General features: G+C 74.4%; 12 protein-coding genes and 1 pseudogene. 8 read left to right on the forward strand and 5 right to left on the reverse strand.

The genetic code is table 11. The features are described 5' to 3' along the window. Positions 1-139 precede the first annotated feature (139 nt). A complete protein-coding gene (locus tag ABEB06_RS15395; RefSeq protein ID WP_345697428.1) occupies positions 140-493 on the forward strand; it encodes a hypothetical protein in 354 nt (117 codons plus the stop codon). A gap of 26 nt (positions 494-519) precedes the next feature. Here ABEB06_RS15395 and hutH read toward each other — a convergent pair whose 3' ends face one another. Continuing rightward, positions 520-2073, reverse strand: coding sequence for a histidine ammonia-lyase (gene hutH, locus ABEB06_RS15400; RefSeq protein WP_345701864.1), 1554 nt, complete (start codon positions 2071-2073; stop codon positions 520-522). A gap of 89 nt (positions 2074-2162) precedes the next feature. On the opposite strand from hutH, the gene fdhD reads away from it, so the two are divergent. Continuing rightward, entirely contained in the window at positions 2163-2993 is an 831-nt protein-coding gene (fdhD, locus tag ABEB06_RS15405) for a formate dehydrogenase accessory sulfurtransferase FdhD (protein ID WP_345701865.1), read from the forward strand. On the opposite strand, the gene ABEB06_RS15410 is transcribed toward fdhD, so the two are convergent. From ABEB06_RS15410 to ABEB06_RS15425, 4 genes and pseudogenes are all read right to left on the reverse strand, one after another. Further along, positions 2971-3297 (reverse strand): hypothetical protein, encoded by a 327-nt coding sequence (locus ABEB06_RS15410; protein WP_345697429.1) that lies wholly within the window; start codon positions 3295-3297, stop codon positions 2971-2973. The genes fdhD and ABEB06_RS15410 overlap by 23 nt on opposite strands. A 728-nt stretch (positions 3298-4025) precedes the next feature. Next, positions 4026-5153, reverse strand: a pseudogene (locus tag ABEB06_RS15415) (GGDEF domain-containing protein); the annotation flags it as partial. A 170-nt stretch (positions 5154-5323) separates the two neighbouring features. Next, a complete protein-coding gene (locus ABEB06_RS15420) occupies positions 5324-6382 on the reverse strand; it encodes an adenylate/guanylate cyclase domain-containing protein (RefSeq protein WP_345697430.1) in 1059 nt (352 codons plus the stop codon). Between the two features lie 156 nt (positions 6383-6538). Next, positions 6539-7399, reverse strand: coding sequence for a biotin--[acetyl-CoA-carboxylase] ligase (locus ABEB06_RS15425; protein ID WP_345701866.1), 861 nt, complete (start codon positions 7397-7399; stop codon positions 6539-6541). Between the two features lie 361 nt (positions 7400-7760). Between ABEB06_RS15425 and ABEB06_RS15430 the strand changes: the two genes are divergently transcribed. The 6 genes from ABEB06_RS15430 (at position 7761) to ABEB06_RS15450 (ending at position 14260) form a co-directional block, all read left to right on the forward strand. Further along, entirely contained in the window at positions 7761-9350 is a 1590-nt protein-coding gene (locus ABEB06_RS15430; RefSeq protein WP_345697431.1) for an acyl-CoA carboxylase subunit beta, read from the forward strand. A 17-nt stretch (positions 9351-9367) separates the two neighbouring features. Continuing rightward, positions 9368-9724 carry an acyl-CoA carboxylase epsilon subunit gene (locus ABEB06_RS39365; RefSeq protein WP_425559630.1) on the forward strand — a complete coding sequence of 119 codons (357 nt, stop codon included), beginning with the start codon at positions 9368-9370 and terminating at the stop codon, positions 9722-9724. A 1-nt stretch (position 9725) separates the two neighbouring features. Further along, entirely contained in the window at positions 9726-9851 is a 126-nt protein-coding gene (gene mmpB / locus ABEB06_RS15435; RefSeq protein WP_345697432.1) for a morphogenic membrane protein MmpB, read from the forward strand. Positions 9852-9898: 47 nt separating this feature from the next. Then, positions 9899-10498: a nucleoside triphosphate pyrophosphatase gene (locus ABEB06_RS15440; protein ID WP_345697433.1), complete on the forward strand. Its 600-nt coding sequence runs from the start codon at positions 9899-9901 to the stop codon at positions 10496-10498. Positions 10499-11507: 1009 nt separating this feature from the next. Beyond that, positions 11508-12251: a hypothetical protein gene (locus ABEB06_RS15445; RefSeq protein WP_345697434.1), complete on the forward strand. Its 744-nt coding sequence runs from the start codon at positions 11508-11510 to the stop codon at positions 12249-12251. 230 nt (positions 12252-12481) lie between these two features. Continuing rightward, the gene (locus ABEB06_RS15450; RefSeq protein ID WP_345697435.1) at positions 12482-14260 is read left to right on the forward strand and encodes an acetyl/propionyl/methylcrotonyl-CoA carboxylase subunit alpha; all 1779 of its coding nucleotides are present in this window, start codon (positions 12482-12484) and stop codon (positions 14258-14260) included. The last annotated feature ends 22 nt before the right edge of the window (positions 14261-14282 follow it).

Below are 14282 nucleotides of genomic sequence, written 5' to 3' on the forward strand. Positions count from 1 at the left end.
TCCGCCCTGCGGGACGGGGTGCTCGACGGGCGGGGCGCCGTCGGGCGTCTCGGGGTGACCCTGATTCGTCCCTGAGGCGCCCCCGAAAACGCCCCGCGGAGCTGGCCGGGCCGACCGGGCGGGGGCCACGATGAGAGCCATGGACACTCGCCAGGACGACCTGCGGCGCGAGCTCGACGCCGCCCTGCAGACCCGCAAGGAGCTGGGGCCGGAGTACGAGAAGGAGATCATCGACTCCTTCGTCGCCCGGCTCGGCGGGAGGCTGGACGGGCCGGTGGAGCACCGCCCGGCACCGGTGCCGGAGAAGTCGCGCAACCGCCGGTTCACGATCCAGATCCTCTCGCTGGTGATGGGTGTGCCGCTGACCGCGATCGCCGTGGAGGGGGCCGGCGTGGTGGGCCTGCTGGCCTGCTGGCTCGGGATCGTCGGCGTCAACGTCTCCAGCGCGCTCGGTGAGCGCATCGACCGTACCCGCCGGAGCGACTGGGACTAGGCCCGGCCGCCCCGGCGGGCGGTGCGTCAGGCCAGCGGGCCGGTGACCTGCTCGACGGCGGCGACCAGGTCGCCGGAGGCGACGAGCGCGGCGGCGGCCTCCAGGTCCGGGGAGAGGAAGCGGTCCCGGCCCGGGCCGCCGACGCCGGCCGCGCGGGCGGCGGTGATCGCGGCGGCGGTGGCGGGGGCGAGGCTGCCGCCGGCGCCCTCGGCCCGGATCTCCAGGGCGCGGGCGGAGGCGAGCAGCTCGACGGCGAGCACCCGGCCCAGGTTGTCGACGGCCTGGCGGAGCTTGCGCGCCGCGGACCAGCCCATCGAGACGTGGTCCTCCTGCATCGCCGAGGACGGGATGGAGTCCACCGAGGCGGGGACGGCGAGCCGCTTGTTCTCGCTGACCAGCGCGGCCTGGGTGTACTGGGCGATCATCAGGCCGGAGTCGACACCCGGGTCGTCGGCGAGGAAGGCCGGCAGGCCGTGCGAGCGGGCCCTGTCGAGCAGCCGGTCGGTGCGCCGCTCGGAGATCGAGGCGAGGTCGGCGGCGGCGATGGCGAGGAAGTCCAGCACGTAGGCGACCGGGGCGCCGTGGAAGTTGCCGTTGGACTCGACCCGGCCGTCCGGCAGCACCACCGGGTTGTCGACCGAGGCGGCGAGCTCGCGGTCGGCGACGGTGCGGGCGTGCGCCAGGGTGTCGCGGCCGGCGCCGGCGACCTGCGGGGCGCAGCGGATCGAGTAGGCGTCCTGGACGCGCGGGGCGTCGTCCTGGTGGTGGCCGGTGAGGCCGGAGCCCTTGAGGACGGCCAGCATGTTGGCGGCGGAGAGCGCCTGGCCGGGGTGCGGGCGGATCGGGGCGTGCAGCTCGGGGGCGAGCACCTTGTCGCTGCCGAGCAGCGCCTCCAGCGACATCGCGGCGGTGATGTCGGCGGTGGTGTAGAGCCGCTGCAGGTCGGCGAGGGCCATCACCAGCATGCCGAGCATGCCGTCGGTGCCGTTGATGAGGGCCAGGCCCTCCTTCTCCAGCAGCTCGACCGGCTCGATGCCGGCGGCGGCGAGCAGCTCGGCGGCGTCCTTCTCCTCGCCGTCCGGGCCGGTGGCGACGCCCTCGCCCATCAGGACCAGGGCGCAGTGCGACAGCGGGGCCAGGTCGCCGGAGCAGCCGAGCGAGCCGAACTCGCGGACCACCGGGGTGATGCCGGCGTTCAGGATGGCGGCCATCGTCTCGGCGACCAGCGGGCGCACGCCGGTGCGGCCGGAGGCGAGGGTCTTCATCCGCAGGAACATCAGCGCTCGGACCACCTCGCGCTCGACCGCGGGGCCCATGCCGGCGGCGTGCGAGCGGACCAGCGAGCGCTGCAGCTGGGCGCGCAGCTCGGGGCTGATGTGCCGGACGGCGAGCGCGCCGAAGCCGGTGGAGACGCCGTAGACCGGGCGGGGCTCGGCCGCGAGGGCGTCGATCCGGGCGCGGGCGGCGGCCATCTCGGCGTGCGCGTCGGGGCCGATCTCGACCCGGGCGTTGCCGCGCGCGACGGCGAGCACGTCCTCGGCGGTGACGTCGGCCTTGCCGACCTGGACGACACTGTGCATATCCATATGCACAATCGAATCAGGTGAATGGGGATCTGACAACCGTCGACTTCCCCGGCCTGGTCTACTGGGAAGCACAGGAGGTGGCGATGGCACGCGCGACGGTACGGCGGCGGGTGGTGCGGCTGCGCGACGGCGCGCGGGGCGTCCGGCCGGACGCGCTGGCGGCGGAGGAGCCGCTGGAGATCCGGGTCGGCGGCGAGCCGCTGACCGTCACCATGCGCACCCCGGGGCACGACTTCGACCTGGTGGCGGGCTTCCTGGTCGGCGAGGGCGTGGTCGCCGCGGCGGAGCAGCTCGCCGCACTGCGCTACTGCGCCGGGACGGACGCCGAGGGCGCCAACACCTACAACGTGGTGGACGCGACCGTCCGGGGCGGCTCCACCGCGCTCTCCGCGCACCGCAACCTGCTGATGACCAGCGCCTGCGGGCTGTGCGGCCGGGACACCGTGGACGCGGTGCGCACGCACAGCCGCTGGCCGGTCGCCGAGGACGGCCTGACGGTCGACCAGGAACTGCTGTACGCCCTGCCCGACCGGCTGCGGGCGGCGCAGAAGACCTTCGAGTCCACCGGCGGGCTGCACGCCGCCGGGCTGTTCGACGCGCGCGGCGAGCTGCTCTGCGTCCGGGAGGACGTGGGCCGGCACAACGCGGTCGACAAGGTGGTGGGCTGGGCGCTGCGCGAGGGGCGGCTGCCGCTGACCGGGCACCTGCTGCTGGTCAGCGGGCGGGCCTCGTTCGAGCTGACCCAGAAGGCGGCGCTGGCCGGGATACCCCTGCTGGCCGCCGTCTCCGCGCCGTCCTCGCTGGCGGTGGAGCTCGCCGAGGAGCTCGGCCTCACCCTGGTGGGGTTCCTGCGCGGGCGCAGCGCCAACGTCTACGCCCGCGCGGACCGGATCAGCTCCGCCGGCTCCGCCTGACCACCACGACGATGACGACCACCACGAGGACCAGGATCACCAGGACCACCAGGCCGCCGATCAGCTTCCCGAAGAAGCTGCTCTTCTTCTTTTTCTTGCTCTTGCTCTTCGCGGCCAGCTGCTTGGTGTGCTCGGCCTGCGGTGCCGCCGCCGGTGCCTGGGCAGGTGCCGCCTGGGCCGGCGCCTGCTGAACCGACGTCACCGCCGCCGTCCGCGGCGCGGCCTGCGCCGCGCCCTCGGCCAGCGTCACGCCGCCCACCGCCAGTGCCAGGGAGAGCAGCGCCCCCGCGATCCTCGTCCGCATGTACCCCTCCTCGTTCGAACTGCGCCCCACACTGTCCCACGGACGGACGGCCCGGGGGCAGGCTCGTGCCGAGGTTGTTGCGCGACTGTGGCGGGGCCCGGAACACCCGACCGGCCGGACGTTCAGGCCGGGGGCGGGGAGCAGGGGCCGGAGAGGGCGACGGCGACCAGCGCCCGCAGGGCGGGGGCGATCTGACCGAGCGGCAGGGTCGACTCGTCGGCGAAGAGTTCGAGCAGCCACCCGCCGGCCGGGTTGCCGCCGCCGGCGGCGACCATCGCCTTGTAGCCGCTGACCACCATCATGGCCTCCTCGGCCGCGTCGTTGCCGGGTGCCCCGGCGCGCAGCGCGAAGGAGCCGCCGTGCACCGCCCGGCGGGTCAGCGGGTAGTGGCGCAGGTCGAAGACGGCGTCCGGGGCCTCGATCTGGGCGCGCTGGGTGACCGCCCGGCTGGAGCCGGGGCCGCCGGTCATCCGGTAGACGGCGTGCTGGGCGGTGCGCATCAGCTGGGAGCCGGGCGGCACGTACGAGACCCACCAGCCGACCGCGTTGAGCAGCCGGGAGGAGGTCTCGGCGACGCAGGCGAGCCGGGACAGCGTGTCGGCGGGGTGCGTGGTGCGCTGGAGTCCGCCCTGGTCGAGGGTGGTGAGCCCGGCGGCGAGCAGCTGTCCGGGGTCGGCGCTGTGCGCGGCGCCGCGGAAGCGCCGGCGGTCCCCGGCGGCGCCGCGCGCGCCGGGTGCGCCGCCGGGACGGCGGCCGTCCGCGCGGTGGTGCGGGTCGGCGGCGTCGGCGAGCAGCACGGTCGGGTCGGGGGCGAAGCCGGGGCCGTGGCTGCGGCCGGCCACCACGGGGTGGGCGGCGCGGGCGGCCTTGGCCCGGTACTGGGCGGCGTCGGCGAGCCGGAACAGCCGGTCGGCGGTGGTGACCGGGCCGATCGAGTCGCCGGTGGAGGCGACCCCGCAGGCCACCCCCTCGCCCTCGGTGAGTTCCAGGGCGCGGGTGCAGAGCTCCTCGGCGACGGCGACCACCTCGTCGGCGGTCTGGCCCTCGGCGAGCAGGCAGAACTCGTCGCCGCCGAGCCGGGCGGCCAGCGAGCCGGGCAGCTTGGCGGCGCACAGCGACAGCTGGTGGGCGAACTTCTCCAGCAGCCGGTCGCCCATCTCGTGGCCGAGCTCGTCGTTGACCCGCTTGAGGCCGTTGACGTCGCAGACCACCAGGGAGACCACGGTGTTGTCGCGGTTGTGCGCCTTGAGGGCGCTCTCCAGCCGGGCGTCCACGGCGCGCCGGTTGGCGAGGCCGGTGAGCGCGTCGGTGAAGGCGAGCCGGCGCAGGTCGGCGACGCGCTCGGTCTGGGCGAGCCCGGCGGAGATCTGCGCGGCGAGCAGGGTGGCGTAGTCGGCGTCGGCCTCGGTGAAGACCGGCATGCCGAGGGTGCGGGCCAGGTACAGCTCGCCCCAGGCCTGGCCGTGCAGGACGATCGGGGCGACCAGGCAGCACTCGCGGCCCCGCCGGCGCAGCCCGGCGGCGCGCTGCTGGCAGAAGGCGCCGGCCCCGGGGTGGGCGTGCACGACGGGCGGGGCGGTGTTCTCGGCGGTCTGGATCCAGGCCCGGGGCAGCCGGCCGGTGGTCCAGTGCTCTTCCAGGTAGGTGACGATCTCGGGGAAGTCGGCGACGGGGTAGGACTCGTCGTCCGGCAGCTCCTCCTCGCCGGCCGCCAGGTCGCCGTAGTTGACCAGCACCCGCAGCCGGCCGGACTCGCGGTCCCAGACCGAGACGGCGGCCATGGTGGCGGCCAGGGCCGAGGTGGCCCGGACGGCGGCGGCCCGGACCGCCTCCAGCGGGGTGAGGGCGCCGGCCATGTCCTGGGCGAGTTCGACCACCGCCTGCAGTCGCAGGTCGGGCGTGGAGATGACGTACGGGCTCTCCTCGGTCATGGTCGCCTCGCTCACCGATCGCCTCATCCCGGGTCCGGCCGCCGCGCGTCCGGGCGGCCTTTCGACCAGATTAGGGTGATTCGCGACCGGACGGGTCAGACGGCTCGCGCGCGGCTGAGCAGCCAGGGCTCGACCAGGCCGAGGCCGCGGACCGGGCGGCGCCACATCGGCTGGAGGTGGAAGCGCCGGTCGTCCTCGGGGTGGCGGCCGTCCTCGCCCGGGGTGGCGGCGGCACCGCTCTGCTCCAGCGCGGCGGACAGCTCGCCGTCGACCAGCACGGCGTCCTTGGGCGCGATCGAGGTGAGCCGGCTGGCCAGGTTGACCGTGGTGCCGAAGACGTCGCCCATCCGCGAGGTGACCGTGCCGAAGGCCATGCCGACCCGCAGGGCGGGCATGCCGTCCTCCTTGGCCAGCGTCTCCACCAGGCTGAGCGCGATCTCGGCGGCGGTCGCCGGGTCCTCGGAGACGTAGAGGATCTCGTCGCCGAGGGTCTTGACCACCCGCCCGCCCTGACCGGCGATCAGGTCGGAGCAGGTGTTCTCGAAGCCCTCGACCAGCTCGCCGAGCTCCTCCTCCTCCAGCCGCCGGGAGAGCCGGGTGAAGCCGACCAGGTCGGCGAAGCCGACGGCGAGGCGACCGCTGGTGATCTCGCTGTCCTCGGCGGCCTGCACCACCCGGCCGGTGACCGCGGCGAGCTGGCGGCGCCAGACGTACACCAGGAACTGCTCCAGCTCCGGCAGCAGCAGCTCGGTCAGCGGGTACGCGACCTCGGCCCGGGTCAGGCCCGGCTCCACGGACTGGGTGAGGTTCTCCAGGAAGGTGTCCATCTGCCAGCCGGCCAGCCGGGAGGTGGTCTGGCCGGTCGAGCGGGCCACCTGGATCGCCATCGACTCGCTGAGCAGCCCGGACTCCACCAGGCCGGCCAGCCGGCGCAGCGCGATCACGTCGTTGTCGGTGAGCGCCCGGGACTGGCCGATGTCGGGGAAGCCCATCGCCCGCCAGAAACGGGTGGCCAGCTCCATCGGGACGTCGGCCGCGCGGGCCGCCTGGTACGGGGTGTATCTGCGCGGAGCGTCCAGGATCAGCCGCTCCAGGTCCAGCGCGACGGTGCGGTCCGCCGTCTCGCCGCCGCCGTTCTCGCGCTGCTCTGCCACCGGTCCGTCCCCGTGCGGTTGCCGCACTTGCCTCGTCCCTACCTGTCCAACCGGCGCGCGACCACCCCCAGGGCCAGTGGCGCGCCTCACACCTGCCAGGTGGAATGTTCGCACGGAATCGCGCGATCCGGGGCATCCGGTCCGGGCCGGCGTCCGTCAGCCGGACCGCGGTCGGACGTGCACCACGTCGCCGGCGGCCACCGGGTGCCGGGTGCCGTCGGCGCCGCGGACGACCAACCGGCCGTCGCCGTCCACCGCCACGGCCTCGCCGAGCAGCTCCCGGTCGCCGGGCAGCTGCACCCTCACCTGCCGGCCGAGCGTGGTGCAGCGGGCGGTGTACGCGGGCAGCAGGCCGCTGGCGTGCGGGTCGCCGGCCGCGGCCACCCACTCGCCGTACAGCTCGGCGAACTCGCGCAGCAGGGCGCGCAGCAGGGTGTCCCGGTCGGTGACCTCGGCGCCGGCCAGCGCGAGCGAGGCCGCGGTCTCCACCGGCAGCTCGGGCTCCCGCAGCGTGACGTTGACGCCGAGCCCGGCGACCACCGCGCCGCCGCTCAGCTCGGTCAGGATGCCGCCGAGCTTGCGCTCGGCCCCGTCGACGGTCACCTGGAGGTCGTTCGGCCACTTCAGGCCGACCTCCAGCTTCGCGACCCGGGCCAGGGTGGCGGCCGCCGCGGTGCCGACCAGGATCGGCAGCCAGCCGTATCGCTCGATCGGGACGCCCTCGGGCCGCAGCAGCACGGAGAGGAACAGGCCGGAGCGCGGCGGGGCGGACCAGCGGCGGTCCAGCCGGCCGCGGCCGGCGCTCTGCGACTCGGCGACCAGCACCGCGCCCTGCGGGGCGCCGTCCTTCGCCCGGGCGGCCAGGTCGGAGTTGGTGGAGCCGGTCTCGGCCACCACCTCCAGGTCGGTCCACAGGCCGCCCGGACGCACCAGGTCGCGGCGCAGCGCGGCGCCGTCCAGCGGCGGCCGGTCCAGGTCGGTCCAGGGGGACGGCCCGGACTGGCCGAAGCCACGCAGGCCACTGCGGCGGGGACGGGGGGCGTCGGCGTCGGTCACGCGGCCAGGCTATCGGGCCGGCGCCCCCGGGCAGCCGCGTCGGGCCCGACCCTCCGGCGGCGTCACCGGCACCGCCGGGGCGACCGCGGCGGTGGCCGCGACACGCCCGGGCCGGACCGGGTCGCCCTCCCCCCGCACGGGGCCCTGGTCGGCCGTACGCCGCCCCATCGTCCCGCATAACGGGCGTTAACACACTGTGTCGATGGCCATAACCGCAAACGCCGCGCGATGGCTACGCTACTGAACGGTAGACCGCAGCGCCGCCCTGCCCGGAGCCGTCCAGCGACAGGTCGCGGCCCCGAGGATCCAGGAGAGCCACCGGATGACCGAGGCCCCGTACGACCCCCACACGACCGCCGGCAAGCTGGCCGACCTCCGCCGCCGGCTGGACGAGGCGGTGCACTCCGGCTCCTCCGCCGCGGTGGAGAAGCAGCACGCCAAGGGCAAGATGACGGCGCGTGAGCGGATCGTGGAGCTGCTGGACGAGGACTCCTTCGTGGAGTTCGACGAGTTCGCCCGCCACCGCTCCACCAACTTCGGCCAGGAGAAGAACCGGCCCTACGGCGACGGCGTGGTCACCGGCTACGGCACCGTGGACGGCCGCCAGGTCGCCGTCTTCGCGCAGGACTTCACGGTGTTCGGCGGCTCCCTCGGCGAGGTCTTCGGCGAGAAGATCGTCAAGGTGATGGACTTCGCCCTGAAGACCGGCTGCCCGATGATCGGCATCAACGACTCCGGCGGCGCCCGGATCCAGGAGGGCGTGGTCTCGCTCGGCCTGTACGGCGAGATCTTCCGCCGCAACGTGCACGCCTCGGGCGTCATCCCGCAGATCTCGCTGATCATGGGCCCGTGCGCCGGCGGCGCGGTCTACTCCCCCGCGGTGACCGACTTCGTGGTGATGGCCGACAAGACCTCGCACATGTTCATCACCGGCCCCGACGTGATCAAGACCGTCACCGGCGAGACCGTCGACATGGAGGAGCTGGGCGGCGCCCGGACCCACAACACCAAGTCCGGCAACGCCCACTACCTCGCGGCCGACGAGAAGGAGGCGATCGAGTACGTCAAGAGCCTGCTCTCGTACCTGCCCTCCAACAACCTCTCCGACCCGCCGGTCCACCCCGAGCAGGCCGACCTCTCCGTCACGGACGAGGACCTGGAGCTCGACACCATCGTGCCGGACTCCGCCAACCAGCCGTACGACATGCACAAGGTCATCGAGCACGTCCTCGACGACGCCGAGTTCCTCGAGGTCCAGCCGCTGTACGCGGGCAACATCATCACCGGCTTCGGCCGGGTCGAGGGCCACCCGGTGGGCGTGGTCGGCAACCAGCCGATGGACCTGGCCGGCTGCCTCGACATCGCGGCCAGCGAGAAGGCCGCGCGCTTCGTGCGGACCTGCGACGCGTTCAACATCCCGGTGCTGACCTTCGTGGACGTCCCGGGCTTCCTGCCCGGCACCGGCCAGGAGTGGGACGGCATCATCCGCCGCGGCGCCAAGCTGATCTACGCCTACGCCGAGGCCACCGTGCCGCTGATCACCGTCATCACCCGCAAGGCCTTCGGCGGCGCGTACGACGTCATGGGCTCCAAGCACCTCGGCGCCGACCTCAACCTGGCGTGGCCGACCGCGCAGATCGCGGTCATGGGCGCGCAGGGCGCGGTCAACATCCTGCACCGGCGCGAGCTCGCCGCGGCCGAGCAGGAGGGCATCCTGGAGGAGAAGCGGGCCGAGCTGCTCGCGTCCTACGAGGACACCCTGCTCAACCCGTACCTCGCCGCCGAGCGGGGCTACGTGGACGCGGTCGTCGCGCCCAGCGAGACCCGGCGGCACATCGTGCGGGGCCTGCGGGCCCTGCGCGGCAAGCGCGAGGTGCTGCCGCCCAAGAAGCACGGCAACATCCCGCTGTAGCAGAAGGGTTCGTGAGGATGTCCCCCATTCAGGTACTGCACGGGCAGCCGACCCCCGAGGAGCTGGCCACCGTCCTGGCGGTGGTCCAAGCCCGGGCCGCCGCCGCGCAGGCCGCCGCCCTGGCGGCCCCCCGGGGCCGGCGGCCCGGTCAACCCGTGGAACGACCACGCGAAGCGGCTCCGCCCGGCCCTGCGGCCCGGGCCGGGCGCCTGGCGCACCAGCGCCTGGGCCCGCTGACGCGGAGCCGGCCGCCGGGGGCGTCGATCGCCCCCGGCGGCCGGGCGAGCGCGCCCCGGATCCGAACGGCAGCGGTCGTGCGGGAACTGAGTACGCGTACTCAGGCGCGAGTCGAGGCACCGGGCGCACGCTGGTGATGTGCTCTGGTCAGACCCCCGCGACGAGCCGTCGCCCGAAGCCCGCCGCGCGCAGCAGATGCTGCTCCGCGCGAGCCGGCTGCTGGCGGTGCTCGCGGTCCTGGCGGCGATCCTGCTCGTCGCCTGACCCCGAGCGGGCCCGTGGGCGGCACCCGGCCCTCTAGGCTGGGGCGCATGACCAACCGCCGTGTTCTCGTGCTCGCGTCCGCCTCCCCCGCCCGGCTGGGTCTGCTGCGGCAGGCGGGGCTGGATCCCCGGGTCCAGGTCAGCGGGGTGGACGAGGACGCGATCTCGGCGCCGACGCCGGGCGAGCTGGCCCGGGTGCTGGCGGAGGCGAAGGCGAAGGCGGTGGCGGCCGGGCTCTCCGGCGGCGAGCTGGTGGTCGGCTGCGACTCGGTGCTGGAGCTGGACGGGCAGGCGCTCGGCAAGCCGAAGGACGCCGCCGACGCGCTGGAGCGCTGGCGGGCGATGCGCGGCCGCGCGGGCGTGCTGCAGACCGGCCACTGCGTGATCGACACGGTCACCGGCCGGCAGGTGTCGGCGACCGCGTCGACCACGGTGCGCTTCGGCACGCCGGACGACGAGGAGCTGGCGGCGTACATCGCCTCCGGCGAACCGCTGCACGTGGCGGGCGCGTTCACCCTGGACGGCCGGTCGGCGCCGTTCGTCGAGGGCATCGACGGCGACCCGGGCAACGTGATCGGCCTGTCCCTGCCGCTGCTGCGCCGCCTGCTCGCCGACCTGGACGTGCGGATCACCGACCTCTGGGCCTGAGGGCCAGCCGGTCGCCGGGGCGTTCGCGGCGAGGAAGGCCAGCACGTCGGGCAGCGCGCCGTCGGTGAGCAGCGGGGCGCCGTGGTTCGAGCCGGGGTAGAGCTTGAGCCGCTTCCCGGTGGCGGTGGCGGCGGCGTAGAGCGACTTGGCGTCGGCGCTGAAGGGCGCGTCGCCCTCCTCGGCGGCGAAGAAGGTCGGCGCCTCGACGGCCTTCACCGCGAGCGCGGCGTTGAACTGGCCGTACGCCTCGGGCGAGCTGAGGGTGACGATGGCGGCGACGGGCAGCGGGTTGTCGAGCTTGCCCGCGACCAGTGAGGCGGCGCCGCCCTTGGAGGCGCCGATCAGCACCATCCTGGTGACGCCCTTGCCCTTGAGGTGGGCGGCGGCGGCCTTGATGCCGTCGGTGACGTCCCCGCTGCAGGTGAAGGGGAGGACCGCGTACCCGGCCCTGGTGAAGGCGTCCAGGTGGGGGGCCCACTCGCAGAGCGAGCCGTCCAGCTGGTGGGAGAGGACGACGGCGACCTTGGCGCCGCCGGCGTCGGAGTCGCGGTAGTAGGCGTCGAGCGTGCCGCCCGCGGCGGTGCCGGCCTCCAGCCCGAAGGAGCCCTTGGCGGCCTGCTCCTTGGTGAGGCAGCCGTACGTCTTCGCGCTCGGACCCGGCGCCGGGGCGGCGTCGCCGCCCGGATCGGAGCCGGAGCACCCGGCGAGGAGCAGGGTCGCGGCGACCAGGGTCACCGGCAGGGCGGTTCGCTTCATCTCTCCCCCGTCGACATGGACTGCAACAGCCGCCCCGCACGCTAGGGAGGCCGACGATCGAGCGTCAATGGTCTGAACCAATCTGGTCCAAGACGTTACGGCCGGCGACGGAAGCGGCACCTCGACCTCCGCTTCCGGGGTGCCGATCCGGACAGAACCGGGGCCGCACATCTGTTGCAGGGAACCACCCCGCACCCCACCGGCCCCGGCTAGGCTGGCGCAGCCGACCGGCCGGGAAGGGGACCACGGAGCAATGACCGACAGCGTGCTCAACGTGGTGCTCGGGCTGGTCGCCACCGGCATCAGCGCCGGGCTCGGCTGGCTCGCCCAGACGGTGCGGCGCCGGCGGCGGCTCGGCCGGATCCAGGCGTTCTTCGGAATGCCGGCCGGCTCCGACTGCCTGCTCGTGGTGAACCGGAAGGCCGGCTCCGGCGGCAGCGTCTCGCGCAACGACGTGTACGCGCTGATGGAGCTGTCCGCGCTGGTCAAGGAGTGCGGCGCGCGCCCCGAGCTGGTGGCGCACGACCAGGTCCGCCAAGGCCTGGGCGCCAAGGCGGAGTTCTGCCTGGGCGGCCCGGCCAGCAACGACCGGACGGCCGCCCACCTGCGCTCCTGGCTGCCCGGGGTCGAGTTCGCGCTCGACTCCGACGGGCCGCCGTACGACCTGACCATACGGGCGGGCGAGCGGGAGTTCGCGTACCTGCACGAGCCCGGTCGGCCGGGCCGGGAGGTGTTCGCGGTGCTCGCCCGGCTGCGGGTCGGGCCGGACGCCCGGCCGGTCTTCCTGGTCGCCGGGCAGACCGCGGTCTCCAACCACGCGGCGGTCCGCTACCTGCTCGCCAACCACCGGGCGCTGGCCCGCCGTTACGGGTCGGACGGCGCGTTCGCCGTGGTGCTGCGGGTGGTCGACTCCGGCGCCTACGGGCCCGACGTGGTCGACCTGGCGGCGGACGTCAGCGACCTGGTGGCCGCCGCGCCCGCCCCGGTGGCGGGTTGAGGCACCGTCCGTGTGGCGAAGGCCACGCGGCGACCTGACGGGCGCGCCCGCCGCACGAGCCAGCTTCGACGTACGGCGCGTACCGTCACCACCAGCGGAGCATCCCGCTCCGTGCCCGCATGGTCACGCAGAAGCGTCACGCTCCGTGTGAGCATGCTCACCACCTGGTTCTACTCGCCGGTAGGACCTCTCGATCCCTAGACTCAACGAGGTTCAAGAAGGGAGCCACAGTGCGCAAGGTGCTCATCGCCAACCGCGGAGAAATCGCCGTCCGCGTCGCCCGGGCCTGCAGGGACGCCGGTATCGCCAGCGTCGCCGTGTACGCCGAGCCGGACCGGGACGCGCTGCACGTCCGCGCGGCCGACGAGGCCTACGCGCTCGGCGGCGACACCCCCGCCACCAGCTACCTGGACATCGCCAAGGTGCTCAAGGCGGCCGCCGACTCGGGTGCGGACGCCGTCCACCCCGGCTACGGCTTCCTGTCCGAGAACGCCGACTTCGCCCAGGCCGTGCTGGACGCGGGCCTGATCTGGATCGGCCCGCCGCCGCAGGCCATCCGCGACCTCGGCGACAAGGTCACCGCCCGGCACGTCGCCCAGCGCGCCGGTGCCCCGCTGGTCGCCGGCACCCCCGAGCCGGTCTCCGGCGCCGACGAGGTCGTCGCGTTCGCCACCGAGCACGGCCTGCCGGTCGCCATCAAGGCGGCGTACGGCGGCGGCGGCCGCGGCCTGAAGGTCGCCCGCACGCTCGAGGAGATCCCCGAGCTGTACGAGTCGGCGGTCCGCGAGGCGGTCGCCGCCTTCGGTCGCGGCGAGTGCTTCGTCGAGCAGTACCTCGACAAGCCGCGCCACGTCGAGACCCAGTGCCTGGCCGACCAGCACGGCAACGTGGTGATCGTCTCCACCCGTGACTGCTCGCTGCAGCGCCGGCACCAGAAGCTGGTCGAGGAGGCGCCCGCGCCGTTCCTCACCGCCGAGCAGAACGCCGAGCTCTACCGCGCCTCCAAGGCGATCCTGCGCGAGGCGGGCTACGTCGGCGCCGGCACCTGCGAGTTCCTGGTCTCCCAGGACGGCCTGATCTCCTTCCTGGAGGTCAACACCCGCCTGCAGGTCGAGCACCCGGTGTCCGAGGAGGTCACCGGCATCGACCTGGTCCGCGAGATGTTCCGGATCGCCGACGGCGAGGCGCTCGGCTACGACGACCCGGAGATCCGCGGCCACTCGATCGAGTTCCGCATCAACGGCGAGGACCCGGGCCGCAACTTCCTGCCCGCCCCGGGCACGGTGTCGCTGTTCGCCCCGCCGTCCGGCCCGGGCGTCCGCCTGGACGCCGGCGTCGAGACCGGTTCGGTCATCGGCCCCGCCTGGGACTCGCTGCTCGCCAAGCTGATCGTCACCGGCAGCACCCGGCAGCAGGCCCTCCAGCGTGCCGCCCGCGCGCTGGCGGAGTTCAAGGTGGAGGGCATGGCCACGGCCATCCCGTTCCACCGGGCGGTCGTCACCGACCCGGCGTTCGCGCCGGAGGTGCACGGCAGCGACGACCCGTTCACGGTCTACACCCGCTGGATCGAGACCGAGTTCGACAACACCATCCCGGCGTTCGCGGGTGCGGGCGCCGAGGGTGAGGAGGCCGAGGGCCGCGAGACCGTCGTGGTCGAGGTCGGCGGCAAGCGGATCGAGGTCTCGCTGCCGTCCTCGCTCGGCGTCTCCGCCGCCCCGGCGGCCGCCGCCGCGGGCTCCGCGAAGGCCAAGCGCCGGGTCGGCACCAAGAAGGCCGGTGCCGCGGTCTCCGGTGACACCCTCGCCTCGCCGATGCAGGGCACCATCGTCAAGGTCGCCGTGGAGGAGGGCCAGGTCGTCGCCGAGGGCGAGCTGATCGTCGTCCTGGAGGCGATGAAGATGGAGCAGCCGCTCAACGCCCACAAGGCGGGCACCGTCGTCGGCCTCAAGGCCGAGGTGGGCGCGTCGGTGAGCAGCGGCGCCGCGCTCTGCGAGATCAAGGACGTCTGAGTCCGGTCGTGACCCGACGGCC

Origin of the sequence: Kitasatospora terrestris (assembly GCF_039542905.1) — a bacterium.
GTDB lineage: Bacteria > Actinomycetota > Actinomycetes > Streptomycetales > Streptomycetaceae > Kitasatospora > Kitasatospora terrestris.

What these genes read in the sequence shown, in the direction of transcription:
- ABEB06_RS15430 (WP_345697431.1), top strand. Translation starts at nt 7,761, where the DNA reads ATGACCGAGGCCCCGTACGACCCCCACACGACCGCCGGCAAGCTGGCC.
- hutH (WP_345701864.1), bottom strand. Translation starts at nt 2,073, where the DNA reads ATGCACAGTGTCGTCCAGGTCGGCAAGGCCGACGTCACCGCCGAGGAC.
- ABEB06_RS15440 (WP_345697433.1), top strand. Translation starts at nt 9,899, where the DNA reads ATGACCAACCGCCGTGTTCTCGTGCTCGCGTCCGCCTCCCCCGCCCGG.
- fdhD (WP_345701865.1), top strand. Translation starts at nt 2,163, where the DNA reads ATGGCACGCGCGACGGTACGGCGGCGGGTGGTGCGGCTGCGCGACGGC.
- ABEB06_RS39365 (WP_425559630.1), top strand. Translation starts at nt 9,368, where the DNA reads ATGTCCCCCATTCAGGTACTGCACGGGCAGCCGACCCCCGAGGAGCTG.
- ABEB06_RS15445 (WP_345697434.1), top strand. Translation starts at nt 11,508, where the DNA reads ATGACCGACAGCGTGCTCAACGTGGTGCTCGGGCTGGTCGCCACCGGC.
- ABEB06_RS15410 (WP_345697429.1), bottom strand. Translation starts at nt 3,297, where the DNA reads ATGCGGACGAGGATCGCGGGGGCGCTGCTCTCCCTGGCACTGGCGGTG.
- ABEB06_RS15395 (WP_345697428.1), top strand. Translation starts at nt 140, where the DNA reads ATGGACACTCGCCAGGACGACCTGCGGCGCGAGCTCGACGCCGCCCTG.